Genomic DNA, 24,194 nt, shown 5'->3' with positions numbered 1-24,194 from the left:
GGGGACGCAGACCATGGCTCCAAAACCCTCCTCGCCCATACCGTCCATTCCACGCCGCACGTTCCTGACCGGAGGGGTAGGGCTCGTCCTTGCCGGATGCAGCGCCTCGAAAGAGGAGACGTCAGAGACGCCGGTTGAGCCCTCGGTGTCGCCTTCACCCACGGCTGCAACTTCGGACGGGCCGGAAAAGATCGTGACGCTGCTGGGCGATTCCATCACCGCCGGCTTCGGCCTGCCTTCGGCCGAGGCTCTGCCTGTGCGGCTGGAAGAGGTGTTGAGGGCCAAGGGGCTCCGGGTGAGGGTTCGCGGCGCCGGGGTTTCGGGCGACACGACCGGCGGAGGACTGGCCCGGGTCGGCTACAGCGTCCAGGACGACACCGACCTGTGCATCGTGGCCCTGGGGGGCAATGACATGCTTCAGGGCGTGGATCCCAAAACGGTCCGATCCAATCTGGAGGCCATCATCACATCGCTGAAGGCGCGCGATATTCCCGTGCTACTGGCGGGGATGAAGGCGCCGCCTCAATATGGCGCCTATGCCGCCGAGTTCGACCGCATCTTCGCGGACTTGGCGCGCAAGGAAGATGTCCCGGCCTATCCTTTCCTGTTGGAAGGGGTGGCCCTGGATCGCCGCTACAATCAGCCAGACGGCATCCACCCCAACGCCGAAGGGGTGCGCATCATTGCCGACGGCTTGGCGCCGGTCGTCGCAAAAGCGCTGTCTGTGTAGTCAAGGACGGGGCGACGTTATGAGATCCCACTAAGGCCCCGATTGCTCGTCGCTTTGTGCGACGGAGCTGACTGTCGTTTGAAAAAATCCTGGTCCGAGCGTCCTCTGCCGAAATCCAACGACACCGTGCATCTGCGGTTCACGCTAAAGGGCGAAACCGGTCCATTCTGGCAGACCAATGCAACAGTGGCCTCGGTCGCCAATGAAACCGCCCTGCTCGACGGCCTGGATCGCCAGATCGCCGCCCGTATCGCTGATTTTCGCCGAGCCGGAGCAGGCCGTTGGACGCTCGATTTCGAAGTCCGGGCGCGACCGTGACCACTTCGCTATTGTAGTTACTCTGTATCGCATGCCTAAATGCCGCAGACTAACAGGCGGTGTTGGCCGGCACCGCTGCTGTAAATTAGCGACCAAGACGCATCGATGCGGTCCGCTAGAACGGTCTTTAGACCAAAGCGTCTTTCAGTGAGCCCCTCCTTCGCCAGCGTTCAATCGTTGCCCAGCAGAAGACCGGAAGGCCGGCGCCGTTCGATATCACAGAGCCAGCGCGCGATGCGATCGGGGCTCGGCTGAGAGTTCGCGGCCAAGGTGAAGATGACTGGCTTCCCAAGCGTTAGTCGGCTGAGCCAGCACACTGGAACGCGGCAGTACGCGCGGATCGTCGATCAGCGGGTTTGCATGATCGACCTAGAACCCGACGGTTACGGGACCCACACCCTCAGGCGCACAAAAAGTTCGCTCGTCTACAAGAAGGTCGGCAACCTCCGCGCCTGTCAGCTCCTGCTCGGTCACATGAAGCTGGAGAGCACCGTCAGGTACCTCGGTATTGAGGTGGACGATGCACTGAAGATGTCAGAGCAGATCGATCTGTGACTTAAGACTGCCCGAAAATGGGCCCGGTCATCGTCGCCTAAGGGTGGAACGTGGTCGTTGGATTGGTACAGTGACCTGATGAAGTTCGGCGAACTCAAATCCATCGGACATGATATCGCTGACGCGCTCGGGAGCGGAATATGCCTGCTCGTAGGCTACTACAAGATAGACGTCTTCGCTGAAGCAGCGGGTTCGCCAGTGGGATACATAGAGGTCAACTTGGTGACTGGCACGAGTTCGGGCAGCCCAACATCTTCGACACTCACCAAAGTCATGAAGCTATATCAGGATGCTCTTGCTCGACTTTGCGCGAGCCATGGCGCAAACGCGTCAGCGTTCGCCGCCCTAACTGCTCGCTTTGCTACCGACAGCAGCTACGGCGGCCATTTCACTGTCACCGTCGACGACCAGAGGGGCCGCCGGTCGATTGACGAATACCTCGACACACCGGGCCGCTAGCTGAAGGTCCGCAATGGATCGGCTTTAGACGTTGGCATTGCGCCATAAAGCAGACGCCCAACTCACACGCAGAACGTCGTGTTGATGGCACGTTCGTTATGGCCGCTCATGGCGCGTTTCGGACATTGATGAGTTGAAGCGGCAAACTCTCGCCTTCAGCGATGGACGAATGGCGTCGGGGTTCTGCTTCACGGGCTGACGACCCACCCTTTCTCCTGCAAGAGCGCGAGGAGGGCGAAGCTGGCCAGCCAGTGCTCGCCCATATAGTCGCCGGTGACATGCTCAAGCGCGACATCGAGATGGCGATCGGCCGCGTCGGCGGCGATCGCGCGGACGGGATTGTCGCCAGGCAGAGCAGAGGCGATGCCGCGCCAGCACCAAGCCCGGCTGAGATTGAGTCCGTCCAGATGGGCGATTTTGCCGTCACTGCGGTCACTCACGCGGGCGGGCGACAGCAGGGTCGCCGGCTCATGCGCAGCGAGACCGGGCAGGAAGGCGCCGAACCAGCTCTGGAAGTCGTCCGACGGCAGGATGCGCCGCATTAACTCCGCCACCATGAGGGCGGGGGACAGGAACTCATCCTGGGACGGTTCCCAGGCCTGGCAGTCGCGATCGTCGCCATGCCAGCGCAGGGCGACCTTGCGACAGAGAGAGGCCAGATCGACGTCGTGGGCGTCCGCGTAGTCCAGAGTGAGACGCAGGGCGAAAGCGGTATTGGGGTGCGTCCCGACCCGCACCGGATAGTCAGCCAGCGGCAGGAAGGCCTTGAACCGTTCGGCGAAAACGTGAGCCAGCGGTTGCAGGGTTTCAGACCATCGGCGACCTTCGTCAGTGCCGTGGCGGGCCAGTTCAGCGCTCAGCATCAGCAGCCAGGCCCAGCCGTAGGGACGCTCAAACCCCCGCGCTTCCGGTCGCGCTAGATAGGCGGCCTCGCCGGCGACGTTCTCGGGCGTAAACAGGCTGTCGGCCTTGGCGCGGATGGCCTCGGCCTCCGGCATCTCGGGATGGAGCCGATACAGGGTGAACAGCGTCCACCAGCCGTGGACGCACGAATGCCAGTCGAAGCTGCCGAAGAAGATCGGATGCAGCTCGCGAGGCGTCCGCGCATCCTGCGGCTCGGCGAGCACATGCTGGATGATGTTGGGATATTCGCGCGTCACATGGCCCAGGGCCGTGGAGGCGAAGCGCGAAGCGAGGGCGGCGTTGAGCGCCGGAGCAGGAGAAGTGGGCATGATCAGAACCGGAAGGCGAGGAAATACATCAGCAGGATGTTGGCTGCGAGCATGATCGCCGCCGTCGGCAACTGGGCGCGGATGACGCCGTTCAGCGGCGCATTGCGGTCGGGAAGTTCCAGCAGGTTGGCCGGCACGACGTTGAAGTTGGCCGCCATCGGCGTCATCAGCGTCCCGCAGAAGCCGGCCAGCATGCCGATGGCGCAGACGATCGAGGGATCGCCGCCGAACTGATGCACCACGATGGGCAGACCGACGGCGGCGGTCATCACCGGGAAGGCGGCGAAGGCGTTGCCCATGATGATGGTGAACAGGGCCATGCCGGCGCAATAGGCGAAGACGGCGAGGAAGGCCGAGGTCATGGGAATGACCTGGGCGACCAGATCGCCGACCACCTGACCCACGTCGGCGGCGAGGAAGACGGCGCCGAGCGAGGCCAGCATCTGCGGCAACAGCGCCGCCCAGCCGATGGAGTCCATCAGGCGCCGCCCCTCTTGCACCGGAGCCATGGCCGGCGGCCGGAACCAGATCATGGCCACGACAAGGGCGACGACGCAGCCCAGGCCCAGAGAGACCAGGGTCGTCTGCACCGGCGAAATCAGCCAAGCCCCGGCCGGCGTGTATTTGGCCAGAAGCGTGCCGCCGACTGCGACCAGGGGCACCATAAGCGCCGGCACGAACAGGGCGTTCTTCCATCGCGAGGCGCTGGCCTGACGCTGCTCGCCCGTCGTGGTGACCGGCTTGCCGACGCCGAGCTTGCCCATCGCCCCGATGACGACCAGGGCGATGACCAGAAGACCGTTGCCGAAACCGCCCAGCGACGAGCCGAACAGGAGGGAGACGGCGATCAGGCCCCAAAACAGGGCGCTGCGGAACCGGGTCGGATTCAAGGGATCTCGCAGGCTCAGGATCGAAAAGGCCACGAACATCAGGCCCGTCGCGACGTAGGCGTGTTCCAGCGTAATCATCGGCCGGCCTCCACGTCTTCAGCGATATCGGGGACGGCCATGTCCTTCCGGACCTGACGGTCGAACATCAGCAGGCGCGCGCCATGAACCAGCAAGGCGACGATGGCGGTGGGGATGGCCCACAGCGAGACGTGCAGCGCCTCGACCCGCACCCCGGCCTGTTCGAGGAAGCCGACGATCAGGACGATGGAGCCGATGGCGATGAAGATGTCTTCGCCGAAGAACAGGCCGATATTGTCGGTGCCGGCCGCCATGCTGCGGATGCGGAACCTGGCCCTGTCGGTCAGGGGGCCATGTTCGGTCTCGGCCGCGCCTTCGGCCATCGGCGCGATCAGGGGGCGCACCATCTGGGGATGGCCGCCCAGCGAGGTCAAACCGAGAGCAGAAGTCGCTTGGCGCACGATCAGATAGATCAGCATCAGCCGACCGGCGGTGGCTGCCTTGACCTGTGTCACCAGATCGCGCGCCCGCTCCTGCAGTCCTGCGTGCTCCAGCAGGCCGATCACCGGCAGGACCAACCAGGTGATGTGGAAGTAGCGGTTGTCGTTGAAGGCCTGGCCGAACCGGCTGATCGTATCGATCCCTGCCGCGGCCAGGGTGCGCGCATCAACGCCCGGCCCGACCGCCGCCAGCACCCCGGTCGTGATCGCCGCGACCAGGATGACCACCAGCGGATTGAGGCGGGCGATGAAGCCCACCACCACCACCGCGATTCCGACAAGCACCAGCATGGCTATCCCCCGTTGGTCGGATGGTCGCGCGCTTCGGCCGCCGCGCAAAGCCTCATTCGCCGAAGCCGCCGCCGCCCGGCGTTTCGATGACGAAGACATCGCCGCGAGACATCGAAACCTCGGCCGTCGAGGCCAGCGGTTCGACCGTCCCGTCCGCACGCTCGATCCGGTTGACGCCGGTCGCGCCCGGGCCTCCGCCGTCGGCGCCGAACGGCGGGACGCGGCGGTGGTTGGACAGGATGGCGGCGGTCATCGGCTCCAGGAACCGCACCCGCCGCACCGCCCCGTCGCCGCCCGTCCAGCGACCCGCGCCGCCGGAGCCGCGTCGGATCGAGAACTCTTCCAGCAGGACGGGGAAGCGGGTTTCCAGCACCTCAGGATCGGTCAGGCGGCTGTTGGTCATGTGGGTCTGGACCGCGCTGGTTCCGTCGAAGCCCCGTCCATCAGAGTTTAGGCCGGCGCCGGAGCCGCCGGCGATGGTCTCATAGTATTGGCGCGCATCGTCGCCGAAGGTGAAGTTGTTCATCGTTCCCTGGCTGGCGGCCAGCACGCCCAGGGCGCCGTACAGGGTGTCCACCACCGCCTGGCTGCTCTCGACGTTACCGGCGACGACGGCGGCCGGATAGCGAGGATTCAGCATCGACCCCTCGGGTACGATCAGTTTGATCGGCTTCAGACAGCCTTCGTTCAACGGAATGGCGTCGTCGACCAGGGTGCGGAACACATAAAGGGTCGCCGCCCGCGTGATCGACAGGGGGGCGTTGAAGTTGGTCGGCCTCTGCTCGCTGGTTCCCGTGAAGTCGACCACCGCGCTGCGGTTGGCCGCATCCACGTCGATGCGGACGCGGATGACGGCGCCGTCGTCCATCTCATAGGCGAAGGCGCCGGGCTTCAGGGCGGCGATGGCGCGACGGACGGCCTCTTCGGCATTGTCTTGGATGTGGCCCATATAGGCCGCGACGACCGGACGGCCGAACTCCTGCGTCATGCGGATCAGTTCGTCGGCGCCGCGCGTGCACGAGGCGATCTGGGCCTTCAGGTCGGCCATATTCTGATCGACGTTGCGGGACGGATGACGGCCCGAGGCGAACAGGGCGCGGGTCTCGGCGTCGCGCAACCGCCCGGCGTCCACCAGCAGGAAGTCGTCGATCAGAACGCCTTCGTCGTCCACCGTGCGCGAGGAGGCGGGCATGGAGCCCGGCGTCGTGCCGCCCACGTCAGCATGGTGCCCGCGCGCTGCGACGAAGAAGGCCGGCGCATCGTCCGCCTCCAGAAATACCGGCATGATGACGGTGATGTCGGGCAGGTGGGTGCCGCCGTTGTAGGGGGCGTTCAACATATAGACGTCGCCCCGGTTCATGCCGCCGCCGCCACGCGAGGCGATCACGGTGCGGATGCTCTCGCCCATTGAGCCCAGGTGAACCGGGATGTGCGGCGCATTGGCGATCAGGGCGCCGGTCGCGTCGAAGACGGCGCAGGAAAAGTCCAGACGCTCCTTGATGTTCACCGAATAGGCGGTGGCGCGCAGGGCTTCGCCCATCTGTTCGGCGCAGGCCATGAACCGGCTGTTGAACACCTCCAGCATGATCGGATCGACATCGGTGCCGATGGCGACACGGGCGGGCAGGGGCACGACCCGTTCGAGCAGGAGGTTCGCCTGGTCATCCACCGTCGCGCGCCAGCCGGGCTCGACCACGGTGGTGCCGGTGTCCTCCAGCAGGATGGTCGGGCCGTCCACATCGACGCCGGGCGTCAGGGCGTCGCGGCGATAGACGGGAGTCGGGCGGTCCTGACCAGCCATGCGGACAGTCAGTTCGGCGACGGTCTCAAGCGCGCCGGTCGCGGACGAGATAGAAGGGGCTGATGGCGTCTGGCCCGAATGGCCGACAGCCTCGACCTCCAGCGTCTCGACGACCAGGGCCTTGTCCTCGGCGAAGAAGCCGAAGCGGCGGCGGTGCAGATCCTCGAAGGCCTGGGCCATCGCATCGCCAGGACCGAAAGGCACGACCAGGGGGGTGTCGGAACCGGCGAACTTGATCTCGGCGCGGGCGAGAATGGAGACGTCGGCTGTGAAGCCCTGGGCTTCGAGATCGGCGCGTGCGGCGGTCGATAGTTCGGCGATCCGATCGGCCAGGGCGGCGTCGCGTCCGGCGTCCAGCGGCGCGGCCTCGGTCGCCTGTCGGATGGCGCGCACCTCGGCCAGGCCCATGCCATAGGCCGACAGCACCCCCGCAAACGGATGCAGCAGCACCTTGGTCATGCCCAGGGCGTCGGCGACCAGACAGGCGTGTTGCCCGCCTGCGCCGCCGAAACAGTTAAGCACATAGCGGGTCACGTCATAGCCGCGCTGGATCGAGATCTTGCGGATCGCCTCGGCCATGTTCTGGACGGCGATCGTTACGAAACCCTCGGCCAGTTCGCCGGGCGTCGTCGTGCGTCCGGTCGCCGTCGAGACTTCGGCGGCCAAGGCCTCGAACCGGGTCCGAACCGCACCGACGTCCAGCGGTTGGTCCGCGTCAGGGCCGAAGACGGCGGGGAAGAAGTCAGGGCTCAGCTTGCCCAGCATGACGTTGCAGTCCGTCACCGTCAGCGGCCCGCCGCGCCGATAGGCGGCCGGGCCCGGAACCGCACCGGCCGATTCAGGCCCGACCCTCAGCCGTCCGCCCTCGAATCGGCAGATCGAGCCGCCGCCCGCCGCGACGGTGTGGATGCTCAGCATCGGCGCCCGCAGCCTGACCCCGGCGACCACGGCGTCGGACGTGCGTTCGTACTCGCCGGCGAAATGGGACACATCGGTCGAGGTTCCGCCCATGTCAAAGCCGATGGCCCGCTCAAAGCCCGCCGCCTTGGCCGTCTCGGCCATGGCCACCACGCCGCCCGCCGGCCCCGACAGGATGGCGTCCTTGCCCCGGAAGGCGTCGGCCGCCGTCAGTCCGCCCGACGACTGCATGAACTGAAGCGGCGTGTCCGGCCCGAGGTCGGACCCGACCCGCTCCACATAGGCGCGCAGGATCGGCGACAGATAGGCGTCGGCCACGGTGGTGTCGCCTCGCCCGATCAGCTTGATCAGCGCCCCGATCTCATGACTGACCGACACCTGTTCGAACCCGACCTCGCGCGCGATCGCCGCCAGCCGTCGTTCGTGATCGGTGAACCGCCAGCCGTGGACCAGGACGATGGCGACGGCGCGCATTCCCGCCGCATGGGCCGCCGTCAGGTCGGCGCGCACCCTCTCTTCATCCAGCGGCCGGTCGATCTGGCCGTCCGCCGTCACACGTTCGTCGATCTCGACCACCCGGTCATACAGTTGGTCGTTCAGCACGATCTCGCGCACGAACAGTTCGGGGCGCGCCTGCCACCCGATCCGGAGGGCGTCGCCGAAGCCGGAGGTGATGGCCAAGAGCGTCGGTTCGCCCTTGCGCTCCAGGAGCGCATTGGTCGCCACCGTCGTGCCCATCCGTACGTCCCCGACCAGACCGGGCGGCAACGGGCCGCTCTGCACTCCGAGACTCCGCCGGATGCCCTCCACGGCCGCATCGGCATAGTGCTCGGGATTGACCGACAGCAGCTTGCGCGTCTGCAGATTGCCGTCGGGGGCGCGGGCCACGACATCGGTGAAGGTGCCGCCCCGGTCGATCCAGAACTGCCAGAGCACGTTCGATTTTATCATGGTCCGAACTTTAAGTCGGTGCTGTCAGCTAAACCAGCCCAGCCCATGGCGCGTGGGACTTGCGCGGATCCTGATGCTTGCCCCTGTCCTCACATCATCGAGTGCGCCGTTATGGCAGTCGGAGGTCAGAGCGAGATCAGATGCCGCCGAACATAGGGTGTCGCATTTGGAAAAACGGATGCTGGAACGGTCAGGACGGTCGTTTCACGAGGCTATCGCAGCCCGCGCTACGTTCGTTTGGATCCCCAAATTCGCCTCGATGTCGATTACTTGGACCTAAGCCGAGGTTGCTTCTTGCCTACCCAAGACCACCATCTATCGCACCCAAGCCTCCATCTGAATTCCGCCTGCCTTTGATTGCCTTCGGCCTGCCCGCCGCATCGACCGCCACCATGACGAACTCCGCTGTGGCGGAGCGCCGTCGTTCTCCGGTCAGGAGGCGTTCGGCCCAGAGCTGCACCTCGACCGAGAGGGAGCTGCGCCCGACCATCTTCACGCGCGAGACCAGTTCGACCATGTCGCCGCCGTCGATCGGGGCCTTGAAGTCGATGCGGTTGGTCGCGGCCATGACCATGACTTCGCGCGCATGGCGGGTCGCCGTGACGAAGGCGGCCTTGCCCATGAGCTTGAGCGCGTCGCCGCCGAACAGGGTGCCGTAGTGGTTGGTCGTGCCGGGAAAGACCATCTCTGCGGTCCTGAGCCAGCCGTCGTCCGCTTCGCCTGCCTCATCGAGGGGCGCCAACGGTCGATCATCGCCCGCCGGCCTCAGGGCGACCATGTTGAAGGCTCCGCGCGTGCACAGGCGGCGCTCGCCGGTCAACAGGCTTTCGGCTTGCAGTTCGACTTCGACGCCCAGCGAGGACCGCCCGACCCGAACGACACGGCCGACCGCCTCGACCATCTCGCCGATCCGGGCCGGGGCGGCGAAGTCGATTCGTTCGCATCCGGCCGTCACCACGGACCGTCGTGCATGACGGCTCGCGGCCAGAAAGGCGACCTTGTCGAGATGGGCCAGACCGACACCGCCGAACAGGGTGCCATGGTGATTGGCGTCGCCGGGGAACACCATGTCGATCAGGCGAACCCTCACGACTTAGACCTTTCCGCGCCGTAGTAGAGGTCGCGCGACAGTTCCTCGCGCACGATGTCGGCCCCGGCGCTCAAGGCGCGCAGCTTGCCGTTGGCGACGCGGCGCGACAGGGGCGCCATGCCGCAGTTGGTGGCCGGATAGAGTTTGTCGGCGTCCACGAACTGAAGCGCCCTGCGCAGGGTGTCGGCCACCGCTTCGGGCGTCTCGATCGCATCGGTCGCGACGTCGATGGCGCCGACCATCACCTTCTTGCCCCGGATCAGTTCGATCAAATCCATCGGCACGCGGGAGTTCTGGGCCTCGAGCGAGATGATGTCGATGCTGGAGGTCCGAAGCTTGGGGAAGGCCTCTTCGTACTGCCGCCATTCCGAGCCGAGCGTCTTCTTCCAGTCGGTGTTGGCCTTGATGCCGTAGCCGTAGCAGATGTGGACCGCCGTTTCGCACCCCAGCCCCTCGGCCGCCCTCTCCAGGGTCGCCACGCCCCAATCGTTCACCTCGTCGAAGAAGACGTTAAAGGCGGGCTCGTCGAACTGGACGATGTCGACGCCGGCGGCCTCCAGCTCGCGGGCCTCTTCATTCAGGATCTTGGCGAACTCCCAGGCCAGTTTTTCGCGGCTGCCGTAATGGTCGTCATACAGGGTGTCGATCATTGTCATCGGCCCAGGCAGGGCCCATTTGATCGGCTGGTCGGTCTGAGCCCGCAGAAAGTTGGCGTCCTCGACGAAGACCGATTTCGGCCGGCTGACTCCGCCCACGACCACCGGGACGCTGGCGTCGTAGCGGTTGCGGATTCGCATGGTCTTGCGCTTCTCGAAGTCGACGCCGTCCAAGTGTTCGATAAAGGTCGTGACGAAATGCTGGCGGGTCTGTTCGCCGTCGCTGACGATGTCGATGCCCGCCCGGCGCTGATCGTCGAGCGACAGACGCAGGGCGTCCTGCTTGGCCTCGATCAGGTCGTCGCCGTGCAGCTTCCAGGGCGACCAGAGCGTCTCGGGCTCGGCCAGCCAGACGGGTTTGGGCAGGCTGCCGGCGGTCGAGGTCGGGAGAAGGGTTTTCATGAGGTAAGGCTCTAAAATCTGGAAACTGATCAGGCGGCGGCGAAGGCGGCCGACCATTGGTCGAGACGGGCGCGGTGCGGCTTGATGAACCGCTCCTCGACGAAACGGCCTTGTTCGACGGCCAGCCGGCTGCGCTCGTCGCGGTCGTAGGCGATGCGGGTCAGCGAATAGTTCTGCGCCGTCAGGCTGGGCTGATACTGCTCGGTCGCCGGGGAGTTGGCGTTGTAGATTTCGGGCCGATAGATCTTCTGGAAGGTCTCCATCGTGGCGATTGTGCTGGCCAGTTCGAGGTCGGCGTAGTCGCCGGTCAGGTCGCCGATGTGGTACAGGGCGAACGGCGCCACGCTGGCCGGGGGCATGAAGTAGCGAACCTTCATCCCCATCTTCGCGAAATACCGATCGGTCGGCGAGAAGGCGTTGTTGTCGTATTCCAGCCCCAGCATCGGATGTTCGGCGCCGGTGCGGTGATAGGTCTTGTTGCTGGAGACGCTGAGGCAGATGACCGGCGGCTTGGCGAAGTTGTCGCGATAGGCGCCCGACGCGAGAAAGTGCCGGAACAGCTTGCCGTGCAGATCGCCGAAATCGTCCGGCACGCCACCCTTCGGATGCGCCTTCAGGTGTTCGGGCAGGACCACGCTGAAGTCGTAGTCACGAACATAGGAGGAGAAGTTGTTGCCCACGATCCCATTGATCCGCCTGCGCGTCTCCCTGTCGATGATCGTCGTCTGCAGGATTTCGATCAAGGGAAAGGCGTCGTCGCGCTCCGAGCCAAGGCTCATCTCGACCGAGACGATCTGAAGCTCCAGCGCATAGCGATCGCCCCTCGGATTGTCGTGGTGCGCCAGCGAGTTGAAGCGGTTGTCGATCATCCGCAGGGTGTTGCGCAGATTGTCTCGGCGGCTCTCGCCTCGCGCTAGGTTGGCGAAGTTGGTGGTGATCCGCGTCTTCTCGGCGGGACGATAGTCTTCGTCGAGCGCAGTCCGCTTGATCCTGAAGGTGAAGTCGCTGCTCGCCATGGTCTCTGCCGTTGATGCTGTGGCGAGACAGCGGACAGGGACGCGCGACCGCTCGCGCGCAGTCGTCCCGTCGCGGCGTTCATGCGGCCTGACCGGACACCCCGCCGGAGGACGTTATCTGTCGGGGCAGGTCTCCTGGCTCACGGGTCACGGCTTCAGGTCCGGCCTTCCCAACGTCCGAAGACGTCAGTGACACGAAATGGACCTTCGGCTCGCCGCTCACAGTTGCGGGGGCAGCGCCGGCATTACACCGGCTTCCCTCTTAGCTCCGCATCGCCCGAAAGCGACGCGCAGAACCTCGACCTGTTCATGAGACGCGCACCCGACGCCAAAGTCAAGAAACACATAAGGATATCCTTATGGGTTCTGTCGGCTTCAACCATCGCTCATGCTGTTCAGCTTTTCTGGGTCATGGCTCCACGAGCCCAGCAAACATTGAACAGCATCTCTTTGGATATCGGTCTGCCACAGACGCCGCTGGGAAGTTCGTCGTCCGACAAGACTGAGGCTGAGCGAAGGCACGGGCGGAGCGCACGAGGTGCTAGCTTATGCGCTGATAACGATGACGAATCCCCGACGGTTTGTTGGAGATGAGGCGCCTTAGTTCGAGGAGGTTCTGTCAAGCCTGCAGATCGCGCTAGCTCAATCACTTAGGAGCTTGAACCCTCTGGGCGGCGCCCATCGGGCGCGCTGCGCGGTGTCCCGACGATGAAGAAGCCTTTCCGATACCCTACGACTCCAGACGGCCGTTACTTCGTGGTGCGAGGCCGGCTTTGGCGATGCGCCAATCCTGCCTTGTCGGCTGCGGCGAGGGACGAACTGGTGCATGATCTGATGTCGGCGCGCCGGGCGGTGCGGACGGCCCTGGCGGCTGAGGATTCAGATGCTCTGGCCGCATCGCGGCGGAGCGTAGACAAGGCCAAGGTGGGACTGGGCGAGCGGGGGCCCGTGTGGTGGAACGAAGGCTCACCGGATCTCAATCGGCGCATGTGCGCAACACTCCATATGCGGACTGGTTCGCCGGTTTGTCCGAGACGCGCGAATGATGACAGCGTTCCATCGTTTTGTTGTGGCTGAGGCCATGCGGTCGATACGGCCACGGCCGAAATAGCCGCCGCACGAAAAGATCCTGCAACTTCCTTCTAGGACGGTTCCGGCGCTCTGGCGGCCGAAACGACTGAGGGTACGGAAGCGGGCGCAACTACTGGCTGACCACGGGGTTGAGCGAGGATGAAATCGTCGCCTGCCGAAACCGATCTTTCCGCCACGGGCCAGCAGGTCCTCGTTGGAGGGCCAGCGCCCGAGCAGGACGACGGCAAGCGTTGGAAAATGCCGGCGGCGGCCGTGGCGGCTGGACTTGCCGAGATGAAGGCAAAACGATCGCAGACGGTGGTGTTCATCGCGACCAGCGAACGTCGCGCCGATGAGATTGCGGCGGCCCTCTCACCGATGGTGAAGGACGCCGAGGTGCTGGTCCTGCCGCCCTGGGACTGCCTACCCTACGACCGCGCCGAGCCGTCTCGCGAGAGCATGGGGCGGCGGATGGCGGTCCTGGCCGCCCTGAACGAAGCCGGCACAAGGCCTGTGTTCCTGGTCGCCTCGCCCGATGCGATCGTGCAGCGGACGCCGTCGCGCGAACGGATCAAGGCCCGCTTGTTGCTCTCGGCGGGCGAGGCGCTGGATCGCGAAGCCCTGGAATCGTTTCTGACCGATACGGGCTATGCGGCGGATGAGCGGGTCGATGAACCCGGCGAGTACGCTCTGCTTGGCGCGGTGGTCGACGTCTTTCCGCCCGCGTCCGCCACGCCTTATCGCATCGCCCTGGACGAGGCGGATCGGATCATCGAGATCCACGCCTTCGATCCCGTGTCGCAGCGCCGGGGCGCCGAGATCGAGACGATCTGTCTGACCCCGGCGGCTGAGTGGAGCGACCGGTCGCCCGAGGATGACGAGGCCGACCATCAGGACACGGGGCCGTCGATCGATCCTGAGACCTCCACGACCCTGTTTGATTTCCTCGACAAGCCGATGATCCTGACCGACGTGGACGTTCAGGATCGGTTCGAACGCATTCGCGCCCATGTGGCCGAAGCCTATGACACGCGCCTGCGGTTCAGCGAGGGCGCGCGTCCTGCGAAACCCGACAGCCTCTATTTGACGGAAAAGGACGTTCGGCTGGCGTTGAAAGGCACCAAACCCCTGAGCGTCGAGGGTTGGGCGTCGACGCCGGCCTTCGCATTGGAGAAGTCGCCGGGGCGGGCCCTGAAACAATTCATTTCGGAGCGGCGCGAGGCGGGCGATCGCATTGTGCTTACCGGATTGCCTCATGAGCACAGGATCATTCTACGCCTGCTGCGTCGCCACGATATCGATACGCCCGTGACGCTCGAGAGCTGGAGCGCGATCGCGCCACTGGAGCCCGGGCAGATCGCGGTCGTAACCGCCGATCTTGATACAGGTTTCCGGCAATCGGCGACCGGTCTTGTCGTCCTGACGCCTTCGGACATCTTCGGCGGCCGGATCGCGCGAGCATCCGGCGACACGAACAATGCGTTCGGAGAGACAGAACTGCGGTTGGACGACGTGGTTATCCATGAAGACCACGGGTTGGGCGTGCTGAAGGCGTTGGAGCGGGTCGAAGCCGATGGTGTCGAGCGCGACGTTCTGCGCATCGAGTATCATGGCGGAGGAACCATTCTCGCGCCGATTGAGGAGTTCGGCAAAATCTGGCGCTACGGCTCGGAGCCGGACGCGGTGTCGCTGGATCGGCTGAACACCCAAGGATGGCTCAAGCGTCGCGCCAAGGTCAGCGCGCAGATCGACGAGGCCGCAGCGGCCCTGTCCGCCCGGGCCGAAGCGCGTGCAGCGCTGAGGACCGAGCCGATCACCGCGCCGCGTCAGGCGCTGGCCCGGTTCGCCGCCGGCTTCGCCTTCCCCGAAACGGCCGATCAGGCGCGCGCCATCGAAGCGGTCCTGTCGGACCTGGGGTCCGGCAAGCCCATGAACCGGCTCGTCTGCGGCGATGTCGGTTTCGGCAAAACTGAGGTCGCCCTGCGCGCTGCGGCGGCCGTGGCCCTTGCCGGCAGACAGGTCATCGTCGTCGCCCCGACCACCGTTCTGGCGCGCCAGCATTTCGAGGTGTTTAAGAGGCGGTTCAAGGACACGGACATTCAGGTCGGCCACCTGTCGCGCGCCGCAGACAGCGCGGAGGCGCGGGCGGTCAAGGCAGGGCTGGCGGACGGCTCCATGCGCGTCGTTGTGGGTACGCAGGCCCTGGCGTCGGAGGGGTTGGCGTTTTCCGACCTCGGGCTTGTCATCATCGATGAGGAGCACCGTTTCGGCGCGCAGATGAAATCTGCCTTGGCAGAGAAGGCGCCGCATCTGTTGTCGATGTCGGCCACCCCGATCCCGAGGACTTTGCAAAGCGCCATGGTCGGCATTCAGGACGTCAGCCTGATCGCTAGTCCGCCTGCGCGACGTCGGCCAATCCGAACCTTCATGACCCCGTTCGACGCCGGGGCGGTTCGCCTGTCGCTGATGCGCGAGAAGGCGCGGGGCGGGCAAAGTTTCGTGGTCGTGCCGCGGATCGAGGATATGGAACCCTTGGCGGAACGCCTGGAGACCCTGACGCCCGAGCTGTCGGTGGTCTCGGCGCACGGCGACATGTCCCCGTCCGCGATCGACGAGGTTATGAGCCGGTTCTCCGACGGCGAGGGCGACGTGCTTCTGGCCACGAACATCATCGAGACCGGCCTGGATGTGCCACGCGCCAATACGATGTTGATCTGGCGGCCGGACCGGTTCGGCCTGGCGCAACTGCACCAGCTGCGCGGGCGTGTCGGCCGGGGGCGGCGACAGGGGTTCACCTATCTGCTTTCCAATCCTGAAACGCCGATGGCGGCGGCCACGGAAGCCCGCCTGCAGACGCTGGAGGCGCTGGACCGACTGGGGGCGGGCTTCGCGATCAGCGGGCGCGATCTGGACCTGCGCGGCGGCGGCGATCTGGTGGGCGAGGAACAGGCCGGACATGTCAGGCTGATCGGCTCGGCCCTCTATCAGGCCGTCCTGGCTCGGGCGCTCGCGGCTGCAAAAGGCGATCCCGATCCAGACCAAGCCTCTCCCAGCCTGAACGTCGGCGCGACAGGGCATCTGCCGGCGGACTACATTCCCGACGAAACCGTGCGCATCAATCTGTACGCCCGGTTGGCGCGCGCTGCGACGGCGGAAGATGTCGACGCCCTGCGAGACGAAGCCGAAGATCGGTTCGGTCCTTTACCCGACTCGGCAGAGGACCTGTTTACCGGCCGTCGCCTGGCGGCGCTCGCCCGTGATGCGGGCGTCACGGAAATCGTGTCGGGACCGAAGGCGACGGCGTTGCGGATCGCAGCGGCGCGTCGACCCGGCATGGAAGCGTCCTTGCCGTTGCGCGATGATCGGCGCTGGTCGGAGGACCGCATGATCATCGACGCCGCCAACGATCAACCGCACGACGCAGTCTTCATCGAGAAGCTTTTGACCGAATTGGCGGCGGCTTGAGAGCAGGGGGGGCGAGCCGGTTTCGGCGTCCAGGTTCTGTTTTGTTGGGAGCAATTCCGCCGGTGGCGCGCTGATCGATGACCGCCGACCGACAAGGACGGGGTTTCGCGCCTTCGCTTTCGAAAAGCCCCTGCATGCCCACAGACACCCGCCTCACTGTCGTCTTCCTTCATTCCTTGGGCTCAAGCCGCCACGATTGGGACGCGGTGATCGACCGGCTTCCCGATAAAGTGCTTCCGGTCGCGATCGATCTTCCAGGGTTCGGAGACAGGGCGGAGGAAGGCTATGGCGATGTCCAAGCCGTGCTCGACGATCTGCACCGCCGGCTGACCGATCTCGCTCTCGCGCGCTGGATTCTTGTCGGCCACAGCATGGGCGGCAAGTTTGCGACCTTGATCGCCGCGCGGGCGCGTGACGGGGCGGCGGGTCTGAGCGGGTTGCTGGGCGTGGTGTTGGTCGCTGGATCGCCACCCTCGCCGGAGCCGATGGACGAGAGCAGGCGTGCGGATATGCTGACCTGGTTCGACGATCCGACAAGGATCGAGGATCGGGGACGCCAGTTCATCGACGCTAATACCGCCGCCGGCCTGCCGCGAGCCGCCTTCGATCAGGCGCTGGCCGATTTCACGCGGTCCAGCCCACAAGCCTGGCGCGGATGGCTGGCCGAAGGATCGCGCGAGGACTGGTCCGGTCAGGTCGGCGACCTGCCTTTCCCCGCCCTGATCATCGCCGGCGCGGAGGATGGCGATTTGGGCGAGGGGGCGCAGCGGCGGTTCAACGCCCCCCACTACCGCACATCTGATGTGGTGGTCGTGCCGGATGCGGCGCACCTGATCCCTCAAGAACAGCCGGACCGTCTCGCCGGCTTGGTCCTAGAATTCATCGAGAAGGTCGGTCCTTTTGCGCTGCCTCCACGGTTCGTCGGTCTAATCGGGTCCGATCGCGTGTCGGATCGCACACGACACGCAATGCTGAACCGTCACTTCGGTCCGGCGCCAGCTGACGGCGGCGTCCTGAACCCGACCCACCGCGCCGTGCTGTCGGCGATGATCGCGCGCATTCTGCTTGGTACAGGCGATCCGGATGATTTGGCGCGGCGTCTGGATGTGGGGCTCTCCAGCGGACAGGGCGATGGGTGGCGGTTCGCCGATCTTCCGTCGGACACCGAGGCCTGGCGACGCGGGCTGGATGAGATCGCCGCCATGGCGCCGAAGTTCGCAACCCTGGCCCCCGATCGGCAGGACGACATCCTGCGCGCCATTTCACAGGGCGAATGGGGCGAGCCTGGCCGGCTTTCGGCGGACGCCATGAGGCTGTGGTTCCAGGACGTCGTCTCCGAGGTCGCGCGCCTGTGGATGTCGCTGCCGGCCACCTGGGCCCAGATTGGTTACGACGGTTTCGCCACGGGTGGCGAAGGACAATTCCAAGGCTACGACCAGACAGCGGCAAACCGCACCGAACCCTGGCGTCTGCCGATGGAGGGCGTAGCTTGAGCGCGCCCGCAAGGACGGCCGGTGAAACCGATGTCGTCATCATCGGCAGCGGCGCCGGCGGGGCTCCGATCGCGGCCAGGCTGGCGATGGCTGGGCTATCTGTCACGGTGCTGGAGGCAGGGCGGGCCTTCGATCCGGCGGAGCATACGCCCGACGAAACGACGGCAGACCTTTATTGGATGGAGGAGCGCCTCAGCGGAGGGCGCGACCCGACTGCCTTTGGGGCCAACAACTCCGGCCAGGGCGTCGGCGGCTCGCTTCTCCACTGGGGCGCCTTCTGCCCGCGACCCGATCCCCGTGATCTGACGCTGGCCTCGGAGACCGGGCGCGGGCGCGACTGGCCGTTCGGCTGGGACGAATTGAAATCCTATGTCGAGACTGTAGAGACGGTGATCGGGGTCTCAGGCCCGGCCGACTATCCGTGGGGCGGGCGACAGTTCACCTATCCACCTGTCCCGCGCAACGCCCCGGCGGACGCGATGGCCCGTGGCGCGACGGCCGTCGGGCTGACCGTTACGGATGCGCCGGCGGCCGTGCTGTCCCGCGATCGCGAGGCGGGGACGACGCCCTACCGCATGGCCTGCGTCAACTGCGGCGCCTGCCACCAGGGATGCCGGACCGGCGCCAAGGGCGGCGCGGACAACAGCTTTCTGCCGATGGCCTCAGCCAACGGCGCCAGGATCATCGCCAACGCGCGGGCCATAGGCGTGGAGCGTGACGCCCGTGAACGGATCAAGTGCGTGATCTATCGTCGCGACGGGCAGGATCATCGGCTGAACTGTCGAGCGCTGTTCCTTTGTGCGGGCGGTGTCGAGACGCCGCGCCTGCTGCTGAATTGGGGATTAGGCAACGCCGGCGGCGAGGTCGGCCGCAACTTCATGACCCATGTGGCGACCCAGGTCTGGGGCCGGTTCGACGCCGACATGTCGATGAACCGCGGCTATCCCTCTTCCCTGATCAGCGAAGACATGGTGCGTCCGTCAGACGCGAACTTCGCCGGCGGCTATCTGATCCAAAGCCTTGGCGTCATGCCGGTCACCCTGGCGGGCGGGTTCGCGCGCGGCGCGGGCCTCTGGGGCGCGCCGCTGGTGGATACGCTGCGCAACTATCGCCGGCTCGCCGGGATCGGCATCAATGGAGAGTGTCTGCCGAACGACGACAATCGCTTGACCTTGTCCGATGAGGTCGATGCCGTCGGGCTGCGCAAGGCGCGGATCGACTTCAGCTATGGCGAAAACGAGCGGCGTCTGGACGCCCATGCCCGGCGCATCATGACGCAGATTTGGACCGCCGCCGGCGCCGAGGACATCTTCGCGGTGGCCCGGTCGGCGCACACCATTGGCGGCTGCCGGATGGGAGACAAGGCGGACGCGGCGGTCGTCGATGGCGACGGGTGCAGCGTCGAGATCGACAATCTGTACGTCTGCGACAACTCCGTCTTCCCCAGCGCGCTTTCGGCCAACCCGGCCTTGACCCTCATGGCCGTCGCCCTGCGCACGGCCGATCGCTTCCTCGAACGTCAACGAACAGGAGATTTGTGATGGACCTCGGGATCAAGGGGCGGATCGCCCTCATTTCCGGCGCCGATTCCGGCATGGGCAAGGAGACGGCGCGGCTGCTGCTGGAAGCCGGCGTACGGGTCGCCCTGACCGACAAGCCGGACGGCACGCTGGATGAAGCTGTCCAGGAACTTTCCGCGCTGGGCGAATGCATCGGCGTGACCGGCGACGTGACCAAGGCCGACGATGTCGAACGCCTGTGGGCGGAGGTCCGAGACCGCATGGGCGATCCGGATATCTATGTGAACGCAGCGGGCGTGACCGGCGCGACCGGCGATTTTCTGGATGTCGGTGACGCCGGTTGGCTGGAGACGCTCGACATCAATCTGATGGGCGCGGTGCGGATGTGCCGTCAGGCCATTCCGGCCATGCGGCGTTCGGGCTGGGGCCGTATCGTCCTGTTCGCGTCGGAGGATGCGGTCCAACCCTATGTCGATGAGCTGGCCTATTGCGCCTCGAAGGCCGGCATTCTCAGCCTGGCGAAGGGTCTGTCCAAGGCCTACGGCTGCGACAATGTGCTGGTGAACACGGTCTCGCCTGCCTTCATCGCCACCCCGATGACCGACGCCATGATGAAGAAGCGCGCCGAGGAACGCGGCGAAACCTTCGAGGAGGCGATCAAGAGCTTCCTGAAGGAAGAACGCCCCGGCATGACCCTGGATCGCAGGGGCAAGCCGGAGGAGGTGGCCGCAGCCGTCGCCTTCCTGTGTTCGGAGCGCGCCAGCTTCATCAACGGCGCAGGCATCCGCGTGGATTCCGGCTCGGTCGCCACCATCGCCGGCTAGTCGTAGGGCCGAGAAAGAGAGACCGGCGGCGGGACGATCCCGCCGCCGGTTTTGTCTTGTCAGGCGACGCCCATGCCGCCGGTGACGCCGAAGACTTCGCCGGTGATGTAGCTGCCTTCCTGCGAGGCCAGCAGGACATAGACCGGGGCGATCTCGACAGGCTGGCCCGGACGACCCAGCGGCACCTGTTCGCCGAACTTCATCACGGCGTCCTGCGGCTGTCCGCCAGACGATTGCAGCGGCGTCCAGAAGGGGCCGGGCGCCACGACGTTGGCGCGTATGCCCTTTTCGATCAGCTGCTTGGACAGGGCCTTCGTATAGGCGACGATCCCCGCCTTGGTGGTGGCGTAGTCGAGCAGGATGGCCGAAGGCTCATAGGCCTGGATCGAGGCGGTGGTGATGACCGACGCGCCCGCCGGCAGATGCGGGACGGCCGCCTGGGCGATCCAGTGCATGGCGTAGAGGTTGGTCTTCAAGGTCTTGTCGAAGTCTTCCGACGTCACCTGCGAGATGTCCTCACGATACTGTTGGCGGCCGGCGTTGATGACCAGGACGTCCAGTCCGCCCAGCTCGGACACGGCCTGTTCGACCATCTGCCGGCACCAGTTTTCGTCGGTGATGTCTCCGGGCAGATCGATGGCCTTGCGGCCTTCAGCCTCGATCAGTGCGATGACTTCGCCGGCGTCCTTGCGTTCGGACGGCAGATAGGAGAGGGCCACATCGGCGCCTTCCCGGGCATAGGCGATGGCGGCCGCCCGGCCGATGCCGCTGTCCGCGCCGGTGATCAGGGCCTTGCGCCCTTTCAGCTTGCCGGAACCCTGGTAGCTGTCCTCGCCATGATCGGGCTTTGGGTCCATCTCGCGCGCTTCGCCGGGCACGGGCTGCGGTTGGCGCGGGAAGGGCGGCTTTGGATATTGCTCGCGCGGATCCTGAAGGGTCAGTCGATCAGTCATGGAACGTCTCCGTTTCGGGCTGGGGGGAAGTGGTCTGCGCCTTGCCGACGGCGGTCAGGGCGGTCAGATGCGCGAGGTGGCTCAGCCCCTGCGGCATGTTGCCGAGATAGGCGCCGGTGTTCGGATCGATCATCTCGGTCAGCATGCCCCAGCGGCCGCTGAGGGCTTCGCGCAGGCTGTCGATGCGGGCGCGGGCCTTGTCCGGTTCGCCGAGCGTCGCCCAGGCTTCGGCGATCCAGAAGGAACAGGCGATGAAACAGCCTTCCTCGGCCTGCATGCCGGAATAGCGATAGTGGAAGACGCCGGCGCCGAGATGGCGATCCAGCGCCTCTAGGGTCGCACGCAGCCGCTCCTCGCCATCGAACCGGAAACGCACAGCCAAGGCCAGGGCGGCGTCCAGCTTGTCGCTGCCCGGATACATGACGAAGGCCTGAAGGCTTTCGGACCAGCAATGCGTCTCGACCCATTCGAAAATCCGGTCGCGCTCTCGCCGCCAGCGGTCCCGGCATGTCGTCGGCAGTTGTCCGGCGTCCGCCAGTTCGACTGCGCGGGCCAGGGCCTGCCAGCAGCTGATCTTGGACATGGTGTAGTGCTGCTGATCCTCCAGCTCCCACATGCCCGCGTCCGGCTGTCGCCAGGCGTCGGCGCACTGGTCCGCCAGTTCGGACAACTGCTGGGCGCTGGCGCTGTCGAGGATGTTGCCGCAGCCGACGAAGCGCGAGGCGGTCTCGAAGATGTCGCCGAATACGCCGTGCTGGGCCTGCTCTGCGGCCCGGTTTCCGGTGACCACAGGACGCGAGCCTTGATAGCCCGGCATGTCCCAATGCGTTTCCGGCGGCACGAGCGCGCCGTCCAGGCTGTAGCAGACCTTGGCGCCATGGCGCTTCAGCTGCATCAGCAGCCAACTGAAGGCGGCCTTGGCCTCCGCCTGGGCGCCGGCCGCCAGGAAGGCTTCGATCGTATAGCCGGCGTCGCGCAGCCAGGCGTAGCGATAGTCCCAGTTCTTGTCGCCGCCCAGACGCTCGGGCAGGGAGGTCGTGGCCGCCGCGGCGATGGCGCCCGACGGCGAGTACAGCAGCAACTTCAACGCCAGGGCGCTGCGGATGAAGTCGTCCCGATACAGGCCGGGGCAGTTCAAGCGCGCCGCCCAGTCCCGCCATTCCTGATCCGACAGGTCGATGCGGGCGTCGATCTCTTCGATGGAGGGTACGACCAGCGGCTCGTCCCGCCCGGCGACGATGGCCACCGTGCGCCGCTCGCCTGCGCCGACAACGATGGTTCCGACAATGCCCTCGTCGGACCACTCGCAGGAGATGCGCGGATCATGGACGAACAGGCCGAGCACCCGTTCGACGTGGAAGACCGTGTGTTCGCCGATCTTGGAATGATACGGATTGGCCGTGTCGCCGCGACGCCCCAGACGCATGTCCAGGGCGAAGGTCACCTCGCCCTCTAGGCCATCGATTCGGCGGGCCAGTTCGCACCAAGGCAAACGACCGGCCGTGCCGCTGTTCAGGCTCTCGGTCAGGCGCGCGCGCCCGGTGGCGGTAATGAACTCCGTCTCCAGAACATTGCTGTCGGCACGATAGCGGCGGGTCGTCGTGAAGGACCCGGTCGGCGTGATCGAAAACCGGCCGCCCTCCGGATCCAGCAGGCGGTCGAAAAGCGGCGGCGCATCGATCGCCGGCACGCACCACCAGTCAATGCCGCCATCCAGCGCCGACAGAGCCACCGTCCGACCCTCGCCCAGAACGCCATAGTCTTCGAGAGCCACATAGCCGTCGGGACGGAGCGTCTGCGATGAACGCGCGGGATCGGGCGCGAAGGCCGTTTCAGTCATCGTTTGGACGATCCGATCGCAAAGCCAGCCGTTACGGCAAGGCCCGCAAGGACGCCGACCGCCGCGACCTTGAGCGCTGTGATCTGGCGGCTGGATACGAAACCGATCCACGGTCTGACGACCCGTTCGGTGTCCGCGCCGTCGATCGCCGCCGGGCCTTCCTCCGGGCGGTCGAGATTGCCCAGGCGGGGAAGTTGCGGGTCGCCTTGCTGCGCTGTGATCATCTTGGCCGCCTGGCGATCCGCCAGCGCCGGCGTGAACTGTTGCGCCAGCGCCATCAACCAGGTCGTGCGACCCACGAAGACCTTGCGGCTGGGGCGCTGCACGGCCGACCAGACGGCGTCGGCACACAGCCTGGGATCGAACAGAGGATCGGGAATGACTTGCGCGCGATCTGTCCGGTTGCGCGACCACAGGGGCTGGGGCGTGTTGACGGCCGGCAAATAGACGGTGGTCAGGGTGACGTTGGAGGCTGAGGCGATCAGTTCTGCCCGAATGGCCTCGGTAAACCCGTCGACGGCGGCCTTGGCGCCGCAATAGGCCGCCTGCAGCGGGGCAGGGCGCAGCGCCAGTCCTGAGGAAATCTGGATCACCGCCCCCTTGTCCGCCGGCCGCATGACCCGAAGCGCCGCTCGCGTTCCGTAGACTTGAGACAGATAGGTCGTCTCGACGACGCGTCGGTAGTCGGCGTCGGTCAGATCTTCATTGCGCCCGATGACCGTGGACATCGCGTTGTTGACCCAGACATCGATGCCGCCAAAAGCATCCACGACACTGCGGCCCGCCTGCTCGACGAACTCCGGATCGGACACATCGCCCGCCATGCCGATCACGCGAGCGCCCGACTGCTTCAGTTGCTCGACGGCGGCGGAAAGCCGTTCAGCCTGTCTGGCGATCACCACGACCTGCCATCCGGCCCGGGCGAACCGGTCGGCGATGGCGAGACCGATGCCGGCGCTGGCGCCTGTGACGACGATGACCGGCATGGCGATCTCTCTGATTTGGATTGCGGAATGACGATCGCGGTTGCGGCCGAAGGGAAGAGGCTCTGACAACGACACGTCCGGAGGAAGGTTGCCGTCTTTCCGGCGACCGGCGCTTAAGTCGCTCGTCAGCATTTTAATGCTGGCGCAAATCTTCGCCCATAGAGATGGACGGGCACGAGCATGCGGGAGGGCGGCAAACACAGTGCAACGTCATT

General features: G+C 65.7%; 18 protein-coding genes and 1 riboswitch. Of the genes, 8 read left to right on the top strand and 10 right to left on the bottom strand.

The window, feature by feature from the left end:
* The first annotated feature begins 145 nt into the window (after window positions 1-145).
* The 4 genes from E7T10_RS12965 (at window position 146) to E7T10_RS12950 (ending at window position 2,062) form a co-directional block, all read left to right on the top strand.
* A complete protein-coding gene (locus E7T10_RS12965; protein WP_246846025.1) occupies window positions 146-730 on the top strand; it encodes an arylesterase in 585 nt (194 codons plus the stop codon).
* Between the two features lie 42 nt (window positions 731-772).
* Entirely contained in the window at window positions 773-1,048 is a 276-nt protein-coding gene (locus tag E7T10_RS12960; protein WP_246846023.1) for a hypothetical protein, read from the top strand.
* Window positions 1,049-1,408: 360 nt separating this feature from the next.
* The gene (locus tag E7T10_RS12955) at window positions 1,409-1,603 is read left to right on the top strand and encodes an integrase (RefSeq protein WP_246846021.1); all 195 of its coding nucleotides are present in this window, start codon (window positions 1,409-1,411) and stop codon (window positions 1,601-1,603) included.
* A 78-nt stretch (window positions 1,604-1,681) separates the two neighbouring features.
* A complete protein-coding gene (locus tag E7T10_RS12950; protein WP_137722128.1) occupies window positions 1,682-2,062 on the top strand; it encodes a hypothetical protein in 381 nt (126 codons plus the stop codon).
* A 188-nt stretch (window positions 2,063-2,250) separates the two neighbouring features.
* Here the strand turns inward: E7T10_RS12950 and E7T10_RS12945 are convergent, their stop codons facing one another.
* From E7T10_RS12945 to E7T10_RS12915, 7 genes are all read right to left on the bottom strand, one after another.
* A complete protein-coding gene (locus E7T10_RS12945) occupies window positions 2,251-3,294 on the bottom strand; it encodes a DUF2891 domain-containing protein (protein WP_137722127.1) in 1,044 nt (347 codons plus the stop codon).
* 2 nt (window positions 3,295-3,296) lie between these two features.
* Window positions 3,297-4,262: a DUF979 domain-containing protein gene (locus E7T10_RS12940; protein WP_137722126.1), complete on the bottom strand. Its 966-nt coding sequence runs from the start codon at window positions 4,260-4,262 to the stop codon at window positions 3,297-3,299.
* Window positions 4,259-4,993 (bottom strand): DUF969 domain-containing protein, encoded by a 735-nt coding sequence (locus tag E7T10_RS12935; RefSeq protein WP_137722125.1) that lies wholly within the window; start codon window positions 4,991-4,993, stop codon window positions 4,259-4,261. The genes E7T10_RS12940 and E7T10_RS12935 overlap by 4 nt, the downstream gene beginning before the upstream one ends.
* Before the next feature lie 52 nt (window positions 4,994-5,045).
* A complete protein-coding gene (locus E7T10_RS12930; protein ID WP_137722124.1) occupies window positions 5,046-8,663 on the bottom strand; it encodes a hydantoinase B/oxoprolinase family protein in 3,618 nt (1,205 codons plus the stop codon).
* A gap of 298 nt (window positions 8,664-8,961) precedes the next feature.
* Window positions 8,962-9,753, bottom strand: a complete 792-nt coding sequence (locus E7T10_RS12925; RefSeq protein ID WP_246846019.1) for an acyl-CoA thioesterase — start codon at window positions 9,751-9,753, stop codon at window positions 8,962-8,964.
* A complete protein-coding gene (locus tag E7T10_RS12920; RefSeq protein ID WP_137722123.1) occupies window positions 9,750-10,811 on the bottom strand; it encodes a methionine synthase in 1,062 nt (353 codons plus the stop codon). The genes E7T10_RS12925 and E7T10_RS12920 overlap by 4 nt, the downstream gene beginning before the upstream one ends.
* Window positions 10,812-10,840: 29 nt before the next feature.
* Window positions 10,841-11,827 carry a DUF1852 domain-containing protein gene (locus E7T10_RS12915; RefSeq protein WP_137722122.1) on the bottom strand — a complete coding sequence of 329 codons (987 nt, stop codon included), beginning with the start codon at window positions 11,825-11,827 and terminating at the stop codon, window positions 10,841-10,843.
* 107 nt (window positions 11,828-11,934) lie between these two features.
* A riboswitch (cobalamin riboswitch) is annotated at window positions 11,935-12,143 on the bottom strand.
* 914 nt (window positions 12,144-13,057) lie between these two features.
* Here E7T10_RS12915 and E7T10_RS12905 point away from each other — a divergent pair.
* The 4 genes from E7T10_RS12905 to E7T10_RS12890 all read left to right on the top strand — a co-directional run bounded on the left by E7T10_RS12905 (window position 13,058) and on the right by E7T10_RS12890 (window position 20,200).
* Window positions 13,058-16,363: a helicase-related protein gene (locus tag E7T10_RS12905; RefSeq protein ID WP_137722121.1), complete on the top strand. Its 3,306-nt coding sequence runs from the start codon at window positions 13,058-13,060 to the stop codon at window positions 16,361-16,363.
* 134 nt (window positions 16,364-16,497) lie between these two features.
* The gene (locus E7T10_RS12900; protein WP_137722120.1) at window positions 16,498-17,856 is read left to right on the top strand and encodes an alpha/beta hydrolase; all 1,359 of its coding nucleotides are present in this window, start codon (window positions 16,498-16,500) and stop codon (window positions 17,854-17,856) included.
* A complete protein-coding gene (locus tag E7T10_RS12895; RefSeq protein WP_137722119.1) occupies window positions 17,853-19,397 on the top strand; it encodes a GMC family oxidoreductase in 1,545 nt (514 codons plus the stop codon). The genes E7T10_RS12900 and E7T10_RS12895 overlap by 4 nt, the downstream gene beginning before the upstream one ends.
* On the top strand, window positions 19,397-20,200 hold the full coding sequence (locus E7T10_RS12890; RefSeq protein ID WP_137722118.1) for an SDR family NAD(P)-dependent oxidoreductase: 804 nt from the start codon (window positions 19,397-19,399) through the stop codon (window positions 20,198-20,200). The genes E7T10_RS12895 and E7T10_RS12890 overlap by 1 nt, the downstream gene beginning before the upstream one ends.
* Before the next feature lie 59 nt (window positions 20,201-20,259).
* Here E7T10_RS12890 and E7T10_RS12885 read toward each other — a convergent pair whose 3' ends face one another.
* Genes E7T10_RS12885 through E7T10_RS12875 form a run of 3 tightly spaced genes read right to left on the bottom strand, consistent with a single transcriptional unit; the run spans window position 20,260 to window position 24,180 of the window.
* Entirely contained in the window at window positions 20,260-21,153 is an 894-nt protein-coding gene (locus tag E7T10_RS12885) for an SDR family oxidoreductase (RefSeq protein ID WP_137722117.1), read from the bottom strand.
* On the bottom strand, window positions 21,146-22,993 hold the full coding sequence (locus tag E7T10_RS12880; RefSeq protein WP_137722116.1) for a glycoside hydrolase family 15 protein: 1,848 nt from the start codon (window positions 22,991-22,993) through the stop codon (window positions 21,146-21,148). Before E7T10_RS12880 ends, E7T10_RS12885 begins: the two co-directional genes overlap by 8 nt.
* A complete protein-coding gene (locus E7T10_RS12875) occupies window positions 22,990-24,180 on the bottom strand; it encodes an SDR family oxidoreductase (protein ID WP_210416105.1) in 1,191 nt (396 codons plus the stop codon). The genes E7T10_RS12880 and E7T10_RS12875 overlap by 4 nt, the downstream gene beginning before the upstream one ends.
* Between the last annotated feature and the right edge of the window lie 14 nt (window positions 24,181-24,194).

Source organism: Brevundimonas sp. SGAir0440, from assembly GCF_005484585.1.
Classification (GTDB): Bacteria; Pseudomonadota; Alphaproteobacteria; order Caulobacterales; family Caulobacteraceae; genus Brevundimonas.
This window is presented reverse-complemented; position numbering and strand designations above follow the sequence as displayed.

Excerpts from the sequence above, each read along its gene's own strand:
- E7T10_RS12940 (WP_137722126.1), bottom strand. The coding sequence starts at position 4,262 with ATGATTACGCTGGAACACGCCTACGTCGCGACGGGCCTGATGTTCGTG.
- E7T10_RS12920 (WP_137722123.1), bottom strand. The coding sequence starts at position 10,811 with ATGAAAACCCTTCTCCCGACCTCGACCGCCGGCAGCCTGCCCAAACCC.
- E7T10_RS12905 (WP_137722121.1), top strand. The coding sequence starts at position 13,058 with ATGAAATCGTCGCCTGCCGAAACCGATCTTTCCGCCACGGGCCAGCAG.
- E7T10_RS12880 (WP_137722116.1), bottom strand. The coding sequence starts at position 22,993 with ATGACTGAAACGGCCTTCGCGCCCGATCCCGCGCGTTCATCGCAGACG.
- E7T10_RS12915 (WP_137722122.1), bottom strand. The coding sequence starts at position 11,827 with ATGGCGAGCAGCGACTTCACCTTCAGGATCAAGCGGACTGCGCTCGAC.
- E7T10_RS12945 (WP_137722127.1), bottom strand. The coding sequence starts at position 3,294 with ATGCCCACTTCTCCTGCTCCGGCGCTCAACGCCGCCCTCGCTTCGCGC.
- E7T10_RS12890 (WP_137722118.1), top strand. The coding sequence starts at position 19,397 with ATGGACCTCGGGATCAAGGGGCGGATCGCCCTCATTTCCGGCGCCGAT.
- E7T10_RS12950 (WP_137722128.1), top strand. The coding sequence starts at position 1,682 with ATGAAGTTCGGCGAACTCAAATCCATCGGACATGATATCGCTGACGCG.
- E7T10_RS12885 (WP_137722117.1), bottom strand. The coding sequence starts at position 21,153 with ATGACTGATCGACTGACCCTTCAGGATCCGCGCGAGCAATATCCAAAG.
- E7T10_RS12935 (WP_137722125.1), bottom strand. The coding sequence starts at position 4,993 with ATGCTGGTGCTTGTCGGAATCGCGGTGGTGGTGGTGGGCTTCATCGCC.
- E7T10_RS12955 (WP_246846021.1), top strand. The coding sequence starts at position 1,409 with ATGATCGACCTAGAACCCGACGGTTACGGGACCCACACCCTCAGGCGC.
- E7T10_RS12900 (WP_137722120.1), top strand. The coding sequence starts at position 16,498 with ATGCCCACAGACACCCGCCTCACTGTCGTCTTCCTTCATTCCTTGGGC.
- E7T10_RS12930 (WP_137722124.1), bottom strand. The coding sequence starts at position 8,663 with ATGATAAAATCGAACGTGCTCTGGCAGTTCTGGATCGACCGGGGCGGC.